This is a genomic window from Winogradskya consettensis (assembly GCF_018332715.1).
Lineage (GTDB): Bacteria > Actinomycetota > Actinomycetes > Mycobacteriales > Micromonosporaceae > Actinoplanes > Actinoplanes consettensis.
Genome location: NZ_BOQP01000027.1, coordinates 288,801 through 306,974, shown reverse-complemented (window position 1 = coordinate 306,974; position 18,174 = coordinate 288,801). Strand labels below are relative to the sequence as shown.

At 71.4% G+C, this 18,174-nt stretch carries 14 protein-coding genes; 3 read left to right on the top strand and 11 right to left on the bottom strand.

Annotated features, from left to right (window positions below; genetic code table 11):
* Nucleotides 1-19 precede the first annotated feature (19 nt).
* Together Aco04nite_RS25235 and Aco04nite_RS25230 are read left to right on the top strand one after the other, a co-directional pair.
* The gene (locus tag Aco04nite_RS25235) at nucleotides 20-454 is read left to right on the top strand and encodes an organic hydroperoxide resistance protein (RefSeq protein WP_203840215.1); all 435 of its coding nucleotides are present in this window, start codon (nucleotides 20-22) and stop codon (nucleotides 452-454) included.
* Nucleotides 447-920, top strand: coding sequence for a flavin reductase family protein (locus tag Aco04nite_RS25230; protein ID WP_244876278.1), 474 nt, complete (start codon nucleotides 447-449; stop codon nucleotides 918-920). The genes Aco04nite_RS25235 and Aco04nite_RS25230 overlap by 8 nt, the downstream gene beginning before the upstream one ends.
* Here the strand turns inward: Aco04nite_RS25230 and Aco04nite_RS25225 are convergent.
* From Aco04nite_RS25225 to Aco04nite_RS25205, 5 genes are all read right to left on the bottom strand, one after another.
* Entirely contained in the window at nucleotides 801-3,023 is a 2,223-nt protein-coding gene (locus Aco04nite_RS25225) for a B12-binding domain-containing radical SAM protein (RefSeq protein WP_212999723.1), read from the bottom strand. The two genes, Aco04nite_RS25230 and Aco04nite_RS25225, sit on opposite strands and share 120 nt — an antisense overlap.
* Nucleotides 3,023-4,321, bottom strand: a complete 1,299-nt coding sequence (locus Aco04nite_RS25220) for a TfuA-like protein (protein ID WP_212999722.1) — start codon at nucleotides 4,319-4,321, stop codon at nucleotides 3,023-3,025. Before Aco04nite_RS25220 ends, Aco04nite_RS25225 begins: the two co-directional genes overlap by 1 nt.
* Entirely contained in the window at nucleotides 4,318-5,457 is a 1,140-nt protein-coding gene (locus Aco04nite_RS25215) for a YcaO-like family protein (protein ID WP_203840212.1), read from the bottom strand. Before Aco04nite_RS25215 ends, Aco04nite_RS25220 begins: the two co-directional genes overlap by 4 nt.
* Before the next feature lie 63 nt (nucleotides 5,458-5,520).
* Entirely contained in the window at nucleotides 5,521-5,883 is a 363-nt protein-coding gene (locus Aco04nite_RS25210; RefSeq protein WP_203840211.1) for a hypothetical protein, read from the bottom strand.
* A gap of 123 nt (nucleotides 5,884-6,006) precedes the next feature.
* On the bottom strand, nucleotides 6,007-6,369 hold the full coding sequence (locus Aco04nite_RS25205) for a hypothetical protein (RefSeq protein ID WP_212999721.1): 363 nt from the start codon (nucleotides 6,367-6,369) through the stop codon (nucleotides 6,007-6,009).
* Nucleotides 6,370-6,648: 279 nt separating this feature from the next.
* On the opposite strand from Aco04nite_RS25205, the gene Aco04nite_RS25200 reads away from it, so the two are divergent.
* Nucleotides 6,649-7,371, top strand: coding sequence for a MerR family transcriptional regulator (locus Aco04nite_RS25200; RefSeq protein ID WP_212999720.1), 723 nt, complete (start codon nucleotides 6,649-6,651; stop codon nucleotides 7,369-7,371).
* A 4-nt stretch (nucleotides 7,372-7,375) separates the two neighbouring features.
* Here Aco04nite_RS25200 and Aco04nite_RS25195 read toward each other — a convergent pair whose 3' ends face one another.
* The 6 genes from Aco04nite_RS25195 to Aco04nite_RS25170 all read right to left on the bottom strand — a co-directional run bounded on the left by Aco04nite_RS25195 (nucleotide 7,376) and on the right by Aco04nite_RS25170 (nucleotide 18,092).
* Nucleotides 7,376-10,360, bottom strand: coding sequence for an ATP-binding cassette domain-containing protein (locus Aco04nite_RS25195; protein ID WP_212999719.1), 2,985 nt, complete (start codon nucleotides 10,358-10,360; stop codon nucleotides 7,376-7,378).
* A gap of 10 nt (nucleotides 10,361-10,370) precedes the next feature.
* A complete protein-coding gene (locus Aco04nite_RS25190; protein WP_212999718.1) occupies nucleotides 10,371-12,530 on the bottom strand; it encodes an NHLP family bacteriocin export ABC transporter peptidase/permease/ATPase subunit in 2,160 nt (719 codons plus the stop codon).
* Entirely contained in the window at nucleotides 12,527-13,333 is an 807-nt protein-coding gene (locus Aco04nite_RS25185; protein WP_212999717.1) for an HlyD family efflux transporter periplasmic adaptor subunit, read from the bottom strand. Before Aco04nite_RS25185 ends, Aco04nite_RS25190 begins: the two co-directional genes overlap by 4 nt.
* On the bottom strand, nucleotides 13,330-14,784 hold the full coding sequence (locus Aco04nite_RS25180) for a SagB/ThcOx family dehydrogenase (RefSeq protein WP_212999716.1): 1,455 nt from the start codon (nucleotides 14,782-14,784) through the stop codon (nucleotides 13,330-13,332). The genes Aco04nite_RS25185 and Aco04nite_RS25180 overlap by 4 nt, the downstream gene beginning before the upstream one ends.
* An 11-nt stretch (nucleotides 14,785-14,795) precedes the next feature.
* Nucleotides 14,796-17,012, bottom strand: a complete 2,217-nt coding sequence (locus Aco04nite_RS25175; protein ID WP_212999715.1) for a TOMM precursor leader peptide-binding protein — start codon at nucleotides 17,010-17,012, stop codon at nucleotides 14,796-14,798.
* A 105-nt stretch (nucleotides 17,013-17,117) separates the two neighbouring features.
* A complete protein-coding gene (locus Aco04nite_RS25170; protein ID WP_212999714.1) occupies nucleotides 17,118-18,092 on the bottom strand; it encodes a hypothetical protein in 975 nt (324 codons plus the stop codon).
* Nucleotides 18,093-18,174: the final 82 nt, after the last annotated feature.

The following is an 18,174-nucleotide window of genomic DNA, read 5'->3' as shown; positions in this document are numbered from 1 at the left end:
CATCGTTCCAGGAGAGACCATGCCGCACATCTACACCGCGAAGGCCCACGTCGAGGGAGGGCGCAACGGCCACGGCCGCAGCGACGACGGCCATCTCGACGTCGACCTGTCCCGCCCGGCGACCAACGGCCCGGGCACCAACCCCGAGCAGCTGTTCGCCGTGGCCTACGCCGCCTGTTTCGAGGGCGCCCTGGCCACCGTCGCCCGCCGGGCCCGCGTCGACCTCGGCGCGACCAGCGTCGACTCCGAGGTCTCGCTCTCGTCCGTCGACGACGGCAGCTTCCGCATCGGCGCGACGCTGGCCGTGACCATCCCCGGCGTCACCGACCCCGCGCAGGCCGTCGAGCTGGCCACCGAGGCCGACCGGGTCTGCCCGTACTCCAACGCCCTGCGCGGCAACGTCGACGTGACGATCACCGCCAACGGGCAATGGGTGGCGGGTCCCCGTGACTGACGAGCTCCGCAAGGCCTTCACCCTGTACCCCCGGGGCGTGATGGCGGTGGCCGCACAGATCGACGGCGCACCGGTCGGCCTCGCCGTCAGCGCGTTCGTGTCGGTGTCGCTCGACCCGCCGCTGCTCGCGCTCTGCATCGACGCCGGGTCCCGCACCTGGCCCGTGCTGAGCACCGCCGACACGATCGGCGTCAGCGTCCTCACCGAGGAGCACGCCTGGCTCGGCCGCCAACTGGCCAGCCGCACCCGCGACCGCTTCGCCGACGCCAAATTCGACGAGACGGCCCGGGGCGCGCTGCTCCTCACCGACGCGGCAGCCCGCTTCGAATGCGAGACGGAAAGCGTCTCACCCGGCGGCGACCACCTGATCGTCCTGCTCAAGGTGGTCTCGATGGACGCCGACCCCAGCCGCAGGCCCCTCGTCTGGCACGACTCGCAGTTCGCGGCGGTGACGTCCCTCCTCTGACGCCGGGTCCGCGTCCCGGCGGATCAGGCGGAGGTTCACGAGCGTCTGCCACGTCTTGCCGGTGTCCGAGGAGGCCAGGATCCAGGCCCGCGCTCGGGCGTCCGCCAGCGTCGACGGCTCGGCGAAGAGCTTCAGGAACAGCCGGGTGGCGGGCGGGAGCAGGAAGATGCGCCCGTCCGTACGGCGGAAGGTGAGGCGGCCCGCGGGAAGGGCCTGGCGGGGTACGCCGTACAACTCGCAGTACCTGCCGAGCACAGCCGGGTCGGGTTCGGGGATGAACTCGCCGTTGAGGACGAACGCACGGTCCTCGTCAGCCGGCTTCAGGGCGCTCTCCTCGTCGAGGTGCCGGCGTACCCCGGTGCCGAAGCGGTCGTGGTAGAAGAACGAGTGCGGTGTGTCGACCGAGCCGAGCCAGGGCCGGTCGTAGTGGCCCTGGTTCAGTTGCTTCTTGGCCTCGATGATCTCGTCGTGCACCGCTTCGGTGATGGGCTCGTCGTAGAGCAGCACCGGGGCCACGTCCCCACCGGTGGGGCGGCGCAGGTTGCTGATGCCGAAGCGGTCCGGCTGTTTGGCGACGATGGCTCCGGGGGTGAGCACGAAGTCGCCGAGGCCGCCGAAGGTCCACAGGTCGCGGTTGTCGACCAGGAAGTTGATGCTGTCGAGGGCTTCCTCGCGGGTCTCCGTGGGGAACCCGGTGAAGCCCATCATCTGGACGCCGATGCCGGCCCCGGTCATCGCGGCGATCGTCTGCTTTACCTGTGCCGGCTTGGTGCCCTTGTCGATGAGGTCGAGGATGCGCTGGTTGGCCGATTCGAAGCCGACCGAGATCGCCGTGCACCCGCTGCGTTTGAGCAGTGCGCAACGTTCGGCGGACCAGTATTTCTCGAGCCTGATCTCGGCTCCCCAGCGCAGGTCGATGCCGCGGTCGACGACCTGTTCGGCGAAGCGCAGGATGGTGGCGGGAGCGAGCACGTCGACGGAGAAGTAGATGAACTTGGCGAACTTCGACAGTTCGGTGACGTCCCTGATCATCGTGTCGACGGTGTCCTGGCGCCACGGGCTGGTCGGGCCGTCGGTGTTCAGCCCGTAGTCGCAGAACGTGCACTTGTTCCAGTAGCAGCCGCGGCTCGGCGAGTAGTAGACGAACCGTTCCGGGCTCAGATACTGATCCCACGGGAGCCGGCTGAAGTCGGGGGTGGGTACGGTAGCGAGCTTTTCGTAGTGCAGCATCGGCAGCGGGCGGATCGCACCGTATTTGGGGTGCAGCCGGATGTTGGGGTGGGTCACCGGCAGCCGGCCCGCGTCGAGCGCTTCGAGCAGTTCCACATAGGCGGTCTCGCCCTCGCCGACCACGATCGCGTCGATGTCGTTGAAGACCCGGAAGACCATGTCCCGTTCGGCGGCGTTCTTCCAGACGTCGGAGACCTCGGTCCCGCCGGCGACGACAAAGACATCGGGCATGGCCGTACGCACGAGGTGCGCGAGCCACAAGGAGAACGGCAGTTGCCACTGGTACGTGATGTTGATCCCGATGATGTCGTACCCGCCGCGCGTCAGGCGTGGCAGAAGAACGTTCTCGTAGTACGACTGGTACGGCCGGCTGAGCCGCTCTAGCAGAGTGTGGCTGGTGAGCGCGCGTACCGAGCCGATCCCGATCGGCGGCGGCGCCTCCAGGTGGAAGCCTTCCCGGAACTGGCCGGGGAAACCGGTGGTGGACAGCGTGTTCATCCACCCGACGATGCCTTCGACCGCGTCCTGGTACTGGTTGTAGTCGTAGAAGCGGACCGGGTCCTGCAACGTGGCGACCGCGGCGCGGACCCGTTCCGGATCGGGCTCGCCGATGCGCAGCAGGTGCGCGGAGACGAGGTCCTTGTCGAGCCGGTACCCGCCGTGGTCCAGGTATTCGTGCGGCCCGGCGAGCTCCTGGTCCAGCCAGGCGAGCCCGGCCGGGGAGTACGAGTGGTGGAACGCCTCGATGTTGACGTCGATGAGGTCCGCGGCCGGATGGCCCTGCGCCCGGGCGTACGAGTCGATGTAACTCAGGCTGTGGTAGCCGGATGTGGGATCGGTGATCGGCGGGTAGAGCAGGGCGACCTTGGCCATCAGGACTCCGTCCTCGGAAAGCGGGGTGCACCGAACAGCCGCAGGCCCGCGACGAGCGGTTCGGCGACGGTGCGAAATTCTTCGAGGCTGCGCAGCCCCCGGTCCCAGACGACCGGTTCCAGATCGGCGGGGGCGATGCCCCAGATCCGGGCGTACGTCTCGTCGATGCGCCGGTCGCTGAACCGGTTGCGTTCCGGCAGGTGCGGGTCGGGCCGCGGCAGCCCGGCGTTGACCAGCTCGGCTTCGGCGACGAACGCGGCGGCGGCCCGCAGGGTGCGCTCGTCGCCGAGGACGGCGGGCAGCATCTGCGCGGCGATGGCCTGGTCGCCGAAGGTTCCGAAGCCACGGGCGAGCGTCCGCAGGGTCCGTTCGGCGTCGTCGAGGCCGGGTTCGGGTGCCCAGTCGTGGCCGAGGCCGCCCCGTTGCCGGGCTGCGGCAAGGGCGAGGCGCTCGACGTCCGGGTTCTCCGGGGCCACGCCGGCGACGTTCGCGAGGGTGTCCCGCCGGTGCAGCGCCGGGTATTCGGGATGCAGCAGCATGATCACGGTGATGAGGTCGTGGTCGGTGACGGTGGTGCCGTCGTAGCTGCGGCTGGTGTTGCGGACCTGCCAGGCCTTGTAGAAGCTCGAGTCGACGTGGGCGACGGGTGCGTCGGCCGGGCCGGGCGGGGTCAGCGTGGCGGCACTGCGCAGCAGGAGCCGGGCATCGGCGGCCTTGGCGTCGTGCGGGTTGTCCGCGAGCCAGCCGAGGAACCGCTGCTCGCCGGAGGAGCGGCCGGGACGGAAGACCCGGTATCCCCGCGCCCGGAACGGCACGGCGCGGGCACGTTCCAGCAGAGCGGTTTCCTCGTCAGGGGTGATCACACCGGCCGAGCAGGCGTCACGCAGGGCCAGCCGGATGGTCACGAGCGGCTGGCTCAGCGCCCGGTATCCCTCATCCGCGGGGGCGTAGGCCATCGCCACCTCGTCGTCACCGTCGATGACGCCCTCCGCGTACAGACGGAAGATCTCACCGACGCCGCGCATCCCGAAGCGCCACAGTTCGGCGGCGCGCAGGGCACCCATGCTGCTGCTGCCGGCAACGGTGATGCCCCGTTCGAGCAGCGCCAGGATCTCGCGGTGCCGGACCGGGGCGGTCTGCATGAACAGGCCGTCGATGAGCAGGACCCGATCGCCGGCGGTCAGCGGGAGTGCCTGCAGGTCGCCGTGTGCGACGGGTGGGCGGACCACCGCACCGGGCAGCAGCCCGGTCACGGAGCCGCGGTCGAGCGAGGGCCCGACGAAGACGTAGTCGGTCATCGGCCCGGCCTGCTCACCTTGGAGTCCTGGAACATCCGCAGCCCCGGGGCGTACACCTTGCAGACCGGCAACCCGAGCTCCTCATGGGTGAGGTCGACGACGAAGGGCTCGACGCCGGTGCGGGCGTACACCCGGGTGGCGTAGTCGGTGATGACCTCGTCGATGCTGTCCGGCAGCTCGGGGGACGGGCGCAGCGGCCGGATCGTGCGGTCGAGGTCGACGGGCGGGCGGGCGAGGGGATCGGCCAGCTCGTACACGCGGGGGTGGATGTCGTCGCGGACGCCGGAGACCGCGGCCATCCGGGACTGGACGGCCTCGGCGAGGGCGCGACCGACGGCGATGCCCGGCTCGACGTGGCAGCCGAAGCCGCCGAAGACCAGCGGCAGGCTCGGCGACCAGATCGTGGCGCCGTAGCAGGCGACGCCGAGATCGTCGGTGATGTCGCAGACCTCGGTCCAGCAGTCCGCCGCGCGCAGCGCCGCCACGATGGCCCGGGTGCCGGGCATGGTGACCTCGTCCGGGTCCACGTATCGCCGCTGGGCGACCGGGGCCTCGGTGTACTCGGTGACGCATTCGCGTTCGATGAGCTCCTGCAGGCCGTGCAGGGTCGCCTCAGCGAGGGTGTTGCCGGCGGCGAGACCGTTGCTGGTCGGGCGGAACAGGACCCGGGCCCAGTCACGGCGGGCGGTGAAGTCGAGCCGCACGGTCTCCAGCGGCACCGGGACCGTCCGGCCGGTGAGCAGCCCCCGGCCGGCCACCCAGTCCAGGACGGTGCCGCCGGTGAGCGGGGACCGCAGGGCCAGTTGCAGGTCGCGTACGCGATAGGGCAGCTCGAGCTCGTCGGCCGGGCATCGTGCGACGATCGGCAGCACGGGGTTCTCCGCGTGCCATGCCTCCGCGCCCTCCATCGCGGCGCTGACCTTCGAGGGTGTCGCCGTCAGCCCGATGCCGAGGCTGACCGTCAGCGTGCGGCTGACGGGCCGGTAGGCGGCGTGCGACGGCAGGCCGATGTCGTCGAGCCCGGTGAGGTCCGCGACGCGGGTGATGCCGATCGCGGGCAGCAGGGGCCGGATCCGTTCCCAGGTCTGCTCGGCGGTGGTGCTGCGGTAGGTGTTGATGCCACGGACGATGGTCATGGCGCCGGTCCTCCTTCCGGGGTGCCCGGCGGGCCGCCCGGGGGCGGCCCGCCGCGTGCGATGTCAGGCGGTCTCGGCGAAGATGCAGAGCGAGACGTTGACGTTGTTGTCCGCCACCGCCGCCGCCAGGTCGAGCTCGGCCTCGCTGAGCTCGGCGGTGTCGATGAGCGGCGTCGCCGGGACGATCAGGATGTGCGTGGAGGCGCTCTCGTTCCACTGGCTCAGAACGTCGGCACGGGTCGGCAGGTGCTCGAGCTCGGAGCGGTCCAGCGCGACCGTGTCCCCCGGGGCGACGGGCAGGCCGGCGGCGATGGCGTAGGCGGTCGGATCGGCGAGAAGCTGCGCCTGCTCGGCGTCGTCGCGCCAGACCTTCACCAGCAGGTCGACGTATTTGCGGGTGAACTCGGTGTGCTCGGCGTCGGACATCGGAACCCTCTTTCGAATGCGGTGGCTTGGTGGTTGCAGACGTTACGAGAATTGGCGGGTGTCGAACCGGAACGGCAGAAGGCGCTGCCGTCATCGGTTTGCGGCGCCCCGCGGATTACACGTTCAGGTGCAACAGCAGGGGCAGCAGCAGGCGGTGCCGGGCTCGAGGCCGGCCACGACGTTCTCCAGCTCGCGTTCGTCGATCTCGATCTCGCCGCCGGACTCCAAAGCGGGCACGAACAGCACGAGTTCCCCGAGGTCGGACGCGTGCTTCCACGCCTCCACCTGGGTTTCCAGATCGGGTTCGGCGTCGCCTGCGTCGCGGCGCACGGTGACGGGAACGTCGTCGGGCACGGCGATGCCGTACTCGGTGAGCAACTGCCGGGGGTCGCGTTCGAGCAACTCCTCGCGGGCCGGGTCGGACCACACCTCGACCACGAGCCGCCCGTACGCGGCGATGAACACCGCACGGTCTCCGGGATCCATGGCTTCCTCCTCAAGGGATGATGGAAGCCATATCGTGCGCCGCGCGACGGCGCGCAAAGCCGGGTTCTACGGAGCTGCGCAGGCCGTACGAACCGTTACGGGCGGATCGGTGCAATGGTTGCCGGCCGCATCGCACATTGAAGCCCATGACATTAGCGAAGGCGAATGGATTTCGCCATAGCCGACCCTGTCAGACTTTTAGTGGACGATTTGAGGGATGCCCCTCCCCCACTCCGGAACTTACGCTGCGCAAGCAAGCGAACACGATTCGGAGGGTCCATGGCGGCCGAAGGTTCCCGTTACACCGTGGAGGAGCTGGCCTCGAAGGTCGGCATGTCGCCACGCAACATCCGCGCCCATCAGACCCGGTCGCTGCTCAGCGCGCCGATCCGCCGGGGCCGGACCGCGTACTACGACGAGAGCCACGTCCGGCGGCTCGAGGCCATCAAGTCGCTGCAACGGCAGGGCTACAACCTGGTCGCGATCGAGGCGATCCTCGGCGTACGCAGCCCGGAGCCGGCCGGTGAGGCGCTGGAACTGCTGCTGCAGCGCCTCGGGCGCGAGCAGCCCGGCCTGGTGCACGCCCTGGCCCGGCACGGTGTCCTCGTCAGGGGCGAGAACGGCAGCGTGGAGATGGTCCGGAGCCGGCTCATGCGCTCGGTGGTCGGCCTCAACCGGGCCGGCGTGCACACCGTGCCATCGTTGCAGATGCTCTCCGAGGTCCTCGACCGGCTGCGGCTGATCGCCGAGGACCTGGTCCGCTCCACCGGTCAGCGGATCGTCAGCGCCACGCCCACCCTGCGCGCCGGCGCCATGTCCACCTGGGACGAGCTGGACACCAGGACCGACCTGCTGACCAACAGCATGATCGGGCTGCTCACCGAGGCCTTCCGGGTGGCGCTGGAGAATTTCGGCCCGACCGCGATGCCGGACCTGCTCGCGGAGTGGGGCGGTGAGAGCCCGTTGCACCCCCACGGCAGCCCCACGATCGACATCGGCTGAACGCTCAGACGCCGTGCTCGGCGGGGCGCGGCAGCTCCGCACCGTCCGGCGTGTGCTCCGGGGCGACCAGGAGCTGCCGCCGGGCGAGGCGGTGGAACAGCCCGTCCCGGTCGGCCATCAGCTCCGGGTAGGTGCCGTCCTGCACCACGACGCCCCGGTCCATCACGACGATGCGGTCCGCGTTCATCACCGTCGAGAGGCGGTGCGCGATGACGATGCGGGAGGCCGCCAGCGCCCGGGTGCTTCTGGTGACTATCTCCTGCGTACGGTTGTCGAGGGCGCTGGTGGCCTCGTCGAAGAACAACATCCGGGGCCGGTCGACCAGCGCCCGCGCGATGAGTACCCGCTGCCGCTGGCCCACCGACAGTGTCCCGCCGCCGAACGGCACGTTGGTGCCCATGCCCATCGGGAAGCCGGCGATGTCACCGTCGAGCCCGGCCATCCGGGCCGCTTCCCAGAGCCGTTCCAGCGGGTAGTTGCCCGCACCCGCGATGTTCTCCCGCAGGCTGCCGGCGAAGAGCATGCCGTCCTGCAGCACCACCCCGCACTGGCGCCGCACGGCCTGCACGTCGAGCTCCGCGAGGTCCTGACCGTCGTAGAGCACGGCACCGCTGGTCGGCTGTTCGAAGCCCAGCAGCAGACGCAGCATCGTGGACTTGCCGCAGCCGCTGGGCCCCACCACGGCGACGAACTCGCCGGGGCGTACCAGCAGCGAGACACCGTTGAGCACGGGCGGGTCGTCCGGCTGGTAGGAGAAGGTGACGTCGTTGATGTGGATCTCCCCGCGCAGGTCGCCCGGGTCGACCCGGTCCGGCAACCGCTCCGGGTCGGCCTCCAGCACGGGCGCGAGCACCTCCAGGCGCGGCACGGCGGCGAGCACCTCGACGCTGCCGGCGACGACGACGAGGACCGCACCGAGCAGCAGCGTGTAGGCCACATTGACCGAGTAGAACCGTTCCGGCGTGATCTGACCGGCTAGTGGGCCTTCGAGCATGGCGAACAAAGCGAGCTGACCGGCGAGCGGGAGTACCGTCGCCACCGCTATCAGGATGCTCTGCACATTGCGGACGCGATTGAGATCGGCGCGAGCCAGGGCGTGGCTCTGCGCCCATCGGCTGAACGCCCGGTCCTCGGCACGGGCCAGCTTGATCTTCGTGATCCCGGCGAGCAGCTGGTTGGTCAGCGCCGCCGAGCGGTGCTCCGCGGGCAGGGCACGGCGCTGCCGGCGCACGACGAGCCCGCCGAACACCCATACCAGCAGCACCGCCACGACCAGGACGGTGAGGCAGCCGAGGCCGAGCGGGGCGCTGACCCAGAAGATGTACGACAGCTCGGCGACCACGGTCAGCGAGGCGGTGACCGCCTGGGCGAGCAGACCGGACAGCGACTGCCGGACGAACGAGATGCCGAGCACCGCGTTGGCGAGCTCGCCGCTGCTGGTCGAGCGGAAGAACCGCACCGGGAGCCGCATCAGCCGGTCCCAGAGCACGAGCTGGGTGCCGATCTCGGCGCGGCCCTCCAGGCGCAGCAGCCGCAACCCCTGGGTGATCCCGACGAGCCCGGCCACCACCGCCGCGGAGACCAGCAGGGCGGCCAGGCCGAGAAAGCCCGTACCGGTGCCCGCCTCGCTCACCGACGCCAGCACCCGCCCGACCACGATCGGGGTGGCCAGGCCGAGTGTGGCCGCGACCAGCCCGACGGCGAGCAGCGCCCGCAGGTCGCGGGCACCGCCGCCCAGCCCGAGGCGTAGTGCGTCACGCATGGAGGCCCGTCTCGGCAGTGGCGCCTGGACCTGTCCGGCCGACGGCTCGAACGCCGCGGCGGCCGCCGCGGTGATCGGGGCCGCGGTCCTCATCCGGGAGTCGATCTCGTGGTAGCGACCGCTGCGGAACCGGAGCGCAACCGCTGTTCCGTCGCGCCAGCCGACGAGGGGCCCGAGGTCGTGCCGCCACCATTGGCCCGGCAGTTTCACGGGGCGTACGTGCAGCGCGGAGCTGCGTGCGACCGCTTCGAGCGCCTGCCGGTCGTCGGTGGGCGGGTGCCGCCGGTCTGCCGGCTCGACCACGGTGACCGCGCTGTCGTCGTCGGGGTCGTCGGCACCGGTCACGATCTCCAGGATGTCGGCGACCCTGCGGTAACGCGCGAAGCGGTACTCATGGTCGTCGTCGGGCACGTCCGCGCCTCCACCGACGACCCGCAGAGCCGTACGGGCGGCGCCCCGCAGCGAGGCGGCATTCTCCCGCTTACGTTCACCGATACCGCCGACGAACCGGATCGCCAGCCGCTCCACCCGGTCCTCGACGACGCCGAGCAGCCGGCGCACGTGGGCGTCGAGGGCGGGGAGCAGATCCCCCGCGACGAGCAGTTGCCACGTCGAGCGGTCCAGGACCGTGCACGGGCTCTGCGCGACGACCCAGTCCCGGCCGGCGAGCGGGACCAGTTCACCGTCGCCGATCGTGCCCGCGGTTCCGCCGTTGTGGACCAGGCGGCCGCCGTCCGGGCGTACCCATCGGATCTCGTTGTTCGTCGTCAGGGCCTCACCGGCGGCAAGGGTGACCGAGCCGCCCGGGACGAGGGTCTTCGCACCCCGGGGGTTGCTGCCGTCACGGACGGCGTCGGCGACGGTGAGCAGCATCAGATCGACGGCCGCCGCCAGCGCACGGGCGGCCGTCACCGTCTCCGGGGCGGCGGCCGAGCGTTCGGCCAGTTCGAGCCGTTCCCGGGTGAGGTGGCGCACGGAGGTTCCCGGCAGCGGAACCAGGATCAGCCGCCACGGACCGGCCGGCTCGCCGCTCGGCACCAGACTGTAACGGGGTAGCCGGGCGACGAAGTGGCGGCGCGACGGTGTACCCGCCTCGCTCTCCCGGACGGCGAAGAGGTCGGCGGGGCCGTCGACCAGAAAAGCGGGATGCACGCCGCCGAGCGCCACGGAGCGGCCCTGCTCCGCTTCGCCGTGGCCGAACAGCCGGTCCCAGTCACGCTCCAACATGGCGAACCCCTTACTGGTCGCGGACCAGGCCCGCGTAGATCCCGTCGGCTGCCATCAGTTCCTCGTGGCTGCCACGCTCTGCCTCGCCGCCGCGGTCGAGCACCACGATCAGATCGGCGTCGCGGATGGTCGAGAGCCGGTGCGCCACCACGAGGCAGGTGGCTCCGCGCCGGCGCAGGTTGTGGTCGATCAGCCGTTCGGTCTCCGCGTCCAGCGCGCTGGTCGCCTCGTCCAGGATGAGGACGCTCGGCTGGCGCACCAGGGCCCGCGCGATCTCCAGACGCTGGCGCTGACCGCCGGAGAAGTTCTTGGCACCTTCCGTCACCCGGCTGGCCAGGCCGCCCGGACGGCAGGCCACCTCGGCGTACAGACCGGCGTCGGTGAGCGCCTCGATGACCACCTCGTCGGGGACGGTCGGGTCCCACAGCGTGATGTTGTCCCGGACCGTGCCCTCGAACAGCAACTGATCCTGGTCCACCAGCGCGACGGTGGCAGCCCACAGGTCCGGGTCGATGTCGTCGCGCCGCCGGCCGTCGACCGTGATCTCACCGGACCACGGCTCGTACAACCCGGCCACGAGCCGCCCCACCGTCGACTTGCCGCTGCCCGAGCCACCGACGAGTGCGACCCGGGCACCGGGCGCCACGTCCAGATCGAAACGTTCCACGAGCGGTGCGGCCAGCGGGTTGTACCCGAACGTCACCCCGCGCAGGCGCAGGTGACCCTCCATCGGCGCGAACTCGCCGCGCGGCGCGGCCGGTGGGGGCAGGGGGTAGTTCTCCACGTCCCGCAGCCGGCTCAGGTCGGCGCTCATGTCCTGCAACTGCGAACCCAGCGCGGTGAGGCCCGCAACCGGCCGGTTCATCATCGCGGTGAGCCCCTGCATGGCGAGCAGGATCCCGACGGAGAGGCTGCCGGCCAGCACGCGGTAACTACCGACGCTGAGCAGCACCGCGGTGTTGAGCGACGCGATCACCGCCGGGACGACGGCGAGAGCGGCGGTCGGCACGCCGAGCTTCTGCTGACCGGCGATGACGGCCGCGCCCCGGGAGGCGAAGCGCTGGAACCCCTTCTGCTCCTCCCCCGCCGCCTTGATCGACTCGATCATCTGAATGGTCGTGTAGACAGTGCCGAACAGTTTGCCCCGGTCGGCGGCCATCCCGGCGACGGCGCTGGTGCGCTGTGCCGAGACGTAGCGCAGCACCGCCACGTTGACGCCCGAGAACGCGACCGCGCAGAGCCCGAGCACGACGTCGTAGCGGCAGAGCAGGAGCCCGTACGTGATGATCAGCAGCAGGTCCACGACGGTGACCGCGACCCGGCGGGTGAACAGCGCGGCGACGGTGTCGTTGCTGCGGACCCGGTTGGTCAGATCGGCAGCTTGGCGCTGATCGAAGAACGACAGCGGCATCCTGAGCAGGTGGCGCATGAAGCGGGCCGCGCTGCCCAGCGCGACGGCGGCCTCCGCCCGTACCAGTAACCGCTGTTGCAGCAGCCCGGCGAGCAGGGTCAGCACGACCGCGACGGCCATGGCCAGGACCAGACCGGTCAGCGCTCCGTGACCGTCCCCGAGCAGCACCCGGTCGACGAAAACCGTGGTCATCGCGGGCATGGTGAGGCCGACGAGCGCGATCACGATGCCGAGCAGCAGAACCTGCGGCAGGATCGAGCCGAGGTTGCGCCACCGCGCGCCGAGCGCCCGGAAGACGCTGTACCGGGAACCGCCGCGCCGGAAGTCCGGGCCCGGGCGCAGGGTCAGGGCCACGCCGGTGTACGAGCCGTCGAAGTCCTCCCAGCTGGTGGTGCGTGGCCCGGTGGCCGGGTCGTTGAGGTGCACCCGGCGCCCGAACCCCTCCAGCACCAGGAAATGGGCGAACCGCCAGAACAGGATCACGGGCAGGTCGGTCTTGGCCAGCGCGCCGACGTCCATCTGGAAACCCTTGGCCTCCAGCCCGTACGTCCGCGCGGCCTTGAGCACGCTCACCGCCGTCGACCCGTCCCGGCTGACCCCGCAGGTCTGGCGTAACTCCTCGAGCGGAACATGCCGGCCGAAGTGGGCGAGCACGATGCCGAGCGACGCCGCACCGCACTCGACGGCCTCCATCTGGATCACCGTGGGCGTGCGGACGCGCCGGGTGGACGGGCGTGCCGCAGCCGCCGGGGCGCTCATCCGAGCAGCCAGGAGATCGGGTGCTCCCGGGCGATGGTGAACACGGCCGAGATCTCGCTGGTCGAGTTGAGCTGGAAGGGTGGTGACGCCTTCGTCCACGCCAGCCCGCTCGGCGACGCGGTATCGGTGGTGAGCGGGACCACGACCCGCACCACGCTGCCGCCACCGAGCAGGGACTGCACGTCGGGTCCGCCGCCGAGGAAGGCCCGCAGCGACTCCGGGGTCTCCGGGAAGGCACCGACCGACGTGACGATGCCGACCATCGTGCCGAAGACCGGCGACGGTGCGGCGGCCGCGGCGACGGCGACCGTGTTCCCGATCCGCAGCAACGGCGCCGAGCGGGCCGGGACGAAGACCACCGCCTGCAACGCGTCGCCGGGGGTGTCGAGCCGTTCCATCTCGGCGACCCGGGTGCCGGGCTGTACGAGCTGACCCTCGTTGATGGCGAGGCTGACCACGTACGCGTCCCACGGCGCCGCGACGGTCTGCACGGTCCCGTCGGAGCGCTGGGCGCTGTAGATGGGTGTGCCCTTCGTGATCCGTACGTTGGCCGCGGTCCACACCTTGACGATCTGCCCGCTGGACGTGGCGTCGAGCCCTGAGACGCCGTTGGAGTGCACCAGCACCCCGACGGCCCGGACCGTACGCTCGACGGTGCCGAGAACCGCCCACGCGCCGGCCGTACCCGTGGTGATCAGCAGCGCGATGGTGAGCAGCCACCCCGGCACGGTCGCCAGCCGGACCACCTCGTCGAGCTCCTCCGGCGCCTCCAGCCGGCGCAGCGCCTGCCGCCGGAACATCATGCGGCGGCCCTCGAGCCCAGCAGGAAGTCGGCGACGCTCGGCTCGACCAGCGGGTCCAGGCCGGCGAGGGTCGCGAACGCGGCCGAGTCACCCGCGCCCAGAGCGCAGGGTGCGAGGCCCATCGCCGCGGCGACCAGGTACATCAGCTCGGTGAGCAGGCCGGCGTTCTTGAGGATCAGCGCGTACCCGAGTCCCTCGTACTTCCACATGAGACGACGGATCCGGGCGGTGACCACCAGCTGCACCTGCGGCGGCTGCCGGATGGCGGCGGCGGCGCTGGCGTAGTCCAGCAGGCGGTCGGCATTCGCGTCGTGCTCGGCGACCAGTTCGAGGCGATGCTCGACACTGTCGTAGTGGTAGAGCCCGCCCGCCAGGCCCTCGCACCGGGTGACCATCGGGTACAGCTCCAGCTCGCACATGCCGCCGCCGGTGGGGTACGGGCGCCGGCCCACCTCGTACCCGTCCAGCTCCCGGATGTCGGTGGTGTGCTGCACCCGGAACAGGAACTCGGCGAGCTGGTCCAGGGTGATCGGGTGCTCCGCGTCGTGATCGCGGATCGTGCGGCGCGCGTCGAGCACCGCCGAGAACGACGGATCCGAGCCGGAGATCCGGACCGGATCGGGCACCGGTAGCGGCACCACCGGCCGGCCGGGGAACGTGGCGCGTAACGGCTCGGCCGGGAAGCTGCCGGCGAAGCGGTACGTCCCGCCGATGGGCAGGGCATGGCGCCCGGGCCGGGACCGGCCGTGCAGGCCGAGGTCCTCAGCCGACCAGAGTGCCTGCGGTGGCTGCGTGCTCTCGGCCCGCTGATCGGCGATGGCGACGATCACCCCGGCGGTGAGCAGCTCGTCGAGCAGCCGGCCCGCGGTCGTCTCGTCGAGACCCGCCGCGGCGCCGAACGTGGCGCTGTCACAGCCGTCCTGCCCCACCGCGTCGTTCAACGCGCCGAGGACCCGCCGGTCGGGCAGCCCGATCGCGATGGTGGACAGCGGTGACTGCGCGACCATCCTCCCGTCCTCGCCGCGCAACGACACGAACCGCGACACCTTGTACGCCTCCCCGGGCTGATGGCGGCGCTGCGTCTCCGCTCCCCACCGGCCGAGCCCCTTGGGCATGACCTCCAGCAACGGCCGGTCGGGCAACAGCAGGCGGCGGTCGAGCCAGCAGTTCAGCACGAGGCGGCGCAGCAGCACCTGGGCCGGCATGATCTGGGCCTCGCCCTCGATCTCCGCCACCAGCCGGGTGGCGTCGAGGTGGCTGACCCAGTGGTCGGCGAGGCGTAGCAGCAGAGCTCTGCGCCCGACGCCCGGCCGGGTCATCATCAGCTCGAACCGGCTCTGCCGCAACGTCAGCACGCCCCCGTCGGAGGCGGCCAGGGTCGCGTCCCTGCGCAGGCGAAGTGCCTCGACCACGGTTGTCTGGCGGTTCACGGGTACCTGGGCAAGGACCATCGCCGTTCCTTTCAGAAGAACACGCTGAGCGGATTCATCGCCGTCTCGTCGCCGGCCGTCCCCGTACGCCCGAGCCGGACGGGGACGTCCCACAGCCGCCCCGGCCCCAGCCGCCGCCAGAAGTGCCGCAACCCGGGCACGACCACGCGGGCAACGCTGAGTTCCAGGTCGGGCCGGGACTGGTCGAGCACGATGACGTCGAGCCCGGCACCTGCGGCGAGATCGACGAAGCGCTTCACGTCCGCGGCGGCGTCACCGCTGGACAGGTCGGCATGGGTGGTGGCGGTGGTCATCGGGGCGTCCGACGGCCGCAGCCAGGGCTGGTCGGCGACGCGTACGGTGGTGAACCAGTCGAGGGTCTCCCGGTCCTGGACGGCGTAGCGGGTCCGCCCGCCGGACGAGCGGGCCACCATCGGCAGGAACTGGTTGACCTCGGCGAGCGCCCGGCCGAGCGCGACGGCGGGGTCCGGGTGAGCCCCGAACCCGACCAGGACGTCCTCCACCGCCCGGTCCAGCCGCGGGGAGATCGCGGCGAAGGCCGGGATGCCCAGATCCGCGGTCAGGTCGAGCGCCCACAGCGCCCGCCCCAGCTCGCGCCGGTAGAACCCGGTGAGCCCGTCGATCCACGGATCCTCGAACGAGGCTAAATCCACCCCGGGCATCCGGGACCGGTGATACCACCACAGTGCCACGCTGTCGCGCTCGACGAGCTCGCAGAAGCCCTGCGAGATCGCCTCGGGCAGCGTCGCACCGGCCGCACACCCGTTGGAGTCGGCGCCGCAGACGTCGAGGCGGGTCAGGTCCGGGTGGCCGTACCAGCAGTAGGCGGCGGGCAGGTGCCGCGGTTCGTCGTGGGTGAGCGACCAGGCCGGGGTCCACTCGATCGGCTGGTCATCGGCGAGCTGCCGGGGTACTCGATGGAAGTGGCCCCGCTGTTCGCGGGCGGCGTACTGGGCATCGGAGAAGAGCAGCAGGTCGCGCGGGGGCACGGCACCGGGCAGGTCCGGCCAGGCGGCGTTCTCCGTCGTACGATCACCGCGCCAGACCCCGCAGTAGCGCTCGACCGCTTCCCCGATGGCGGACACCTTCGCCTGCACCTCGGTGCGTCCCTTGCCCCCGGAGAGTCCGCGCAGGTTGGTCCGCAGCATCGCCGGCCCCCGGGGCAGCGCGAAGTTGTGCCCGGCCCCGAAGCTGTAGGTGAGCCCGTTGCGGTAGTCCTCCATCGGTTCGAGCCGGGTCACCACCCCCAGACAGCGGTCCACATGGTGGGCAAGGCGCCGATACATCTCCTCGGCGCCGGTCGACCGGGAGCCGCCGTCCGCCGACACCGCTACCGGGGTGGGTTCCAGGGCGATCCGGCCACCCGGCTCCGGCGGGCTGCCGCAGGAGGGGCAGTGCGGCTGCCGGACCAGATCATGGCCCTCCCCGGTGAGCGTGACGGTGTCGAAGGTGACGAGCCGCCCGGTCAGCCGCGGCGACCGCCCGGTCATCGCCAGGACCGGCAGCTCGGCGGCGAGCATCCCGGCCGCGATCGCCACGGTCGCCGGGATGCTCGCCCTGGCCGGGTCGGCCGGGGGCTCCAGCGGGCGCAGGCTGTCCAGGTACGCGATGACGGGCGTGTTCTCCGTCCACCGCACCCGCAGGCAGTCCCAGCAGCCCGTCTCCCCGGGAAGGAAGTGCGGGCCGAGCAGCAGGGTGGACCCGTGCGGGCGCATCAGCGTCCAGCCCTGCCCGTCGGCGAGCCGGGCCCGGTTGAAGGCGTCGAGGCGCCCATCGGTGAGACCGGCGGCGACGACCACGATCGGTCCGGCCGCCTGCGTGACCTTCACGCCGAGACCCAGCAGGTTGCTCTCGAGCAGCGCGAAATCAGGGGCCCCGGCATCCACGAGGGAGACGTCCCAGGACTGCTGGGCCACGTCCGGGTCGACACCCCGGGCATCCCACGCGGCTGCGACCTCGACCGGTGCGGTGGTGGGGCCGTCGGCAACCACGCCGAGCCGGATCAGCCTGCGCAGCGCCGCCGCCACGTCACGTCTCGGATATCGGCCGGCCAGTGCCTCGACGAGCTGCGCGGTCTCCGTCGCACCGTCGAGCAGGCCGGCCAGTTCGGCCGCGATCGGGTCCTCCACCAGCAGATGCCGCGTCTCTCCCACCACGACGAGGTAGTCACCCGCCGGGCCGGTCAGCCGGACCGGCAGATGATCCGCTCGGACCCTTGGAAGCCGCATCGGCTCTCTCCCTCTCCCCGGGGTGTTCATTGTGGACAGACCTCGGGCCGCGATCCGTGAATGGCATGACATTCAGCCGTCCTCGGCCCCGCGGCAGAGCGTCCGTCAACTCGTGCTGAGGGCGGTGGGCGCGTCGGTCAGGCCCAGCAACGTGGCCGGCTGCCCAGCGGCGGCGGGTACGAAGAGCAGGAACACCTGCACCCGCGAGATGACGATGCGGGAAGCGCTGACCGGCCCGGTCCGGCCCAGCCCGGCAAGGTCGGGACTCGGCGGCGCCAGCACGGCCGGCTTACCCTTGCTCCCGGAGACGGTGTCCGCGGCGCGGAGAGTGAGAAACGCGAAGACCCCCGCATCGGTACGCGCTGCGCACTGCGACCACTGTGCCTCGCGCAACTCCCGCGCGGCGGTCATCCCGGCACCGCCGAGCTGCTGCTGGTACACCTCCCACCCCGCGGCGAACTGGCGGTCGAGCAGGTTGCTGGTCGCCAGCACCGAGAGGTTCGGGCTGTCCGCTGCGGTGGTACGGGCGAAGACCTCCGTCTCGAGATCCTTGCGCCGCACGTCGTCGAGGGCGGTGGTGCTCGGCAACGCCGTGCTCCCGGCGAGCGTCCGGGCCTGGGCGACCCCGCTCTGGCCGACGCCCACGTTGTGGCTCGCCTTCCAGCCGCCGCCCTCCTGCCGGACGAACTGGGTGACGTCGGAGAGCGGCAGTTCGGTGCCGGTCACCTTCAGCGACGCCACGACAAGGAAACAGGACGCGTCCCCCGCGGGCACGGCGAACCCGGGCTGGGTGTGCACGAAGGAGGGTGGGGTGCGCTTCGCGAGGGTGGCCCGGTGAGCAGCGGCGAGACTGACGTCCAGCGAGGGCGGGACCTCCTGCGCCTTCAACCCGGCCGGATCAGCCGCCGCCGATGCCACCGAGTCCGCCTGATCGAAGGCGGCGAGCACCGCGAGTGCGGCCTGCGCCGGAAACCCGGGGGCGGCGGCCACAGCCGGATCAGGGGCTGCCGGGCTGCCGTTCGCGCACCCGGCGACCCCCACTGCCAGGACCGCCACCACACCCGCTGCCACGATCTTCATGACCGAAGTATGTGGCGCCACCAGCCCCGGCCGGGACGATGGCCGCCGATGCTGTCACCCGGGCTCCGGCCCTGACACGAGT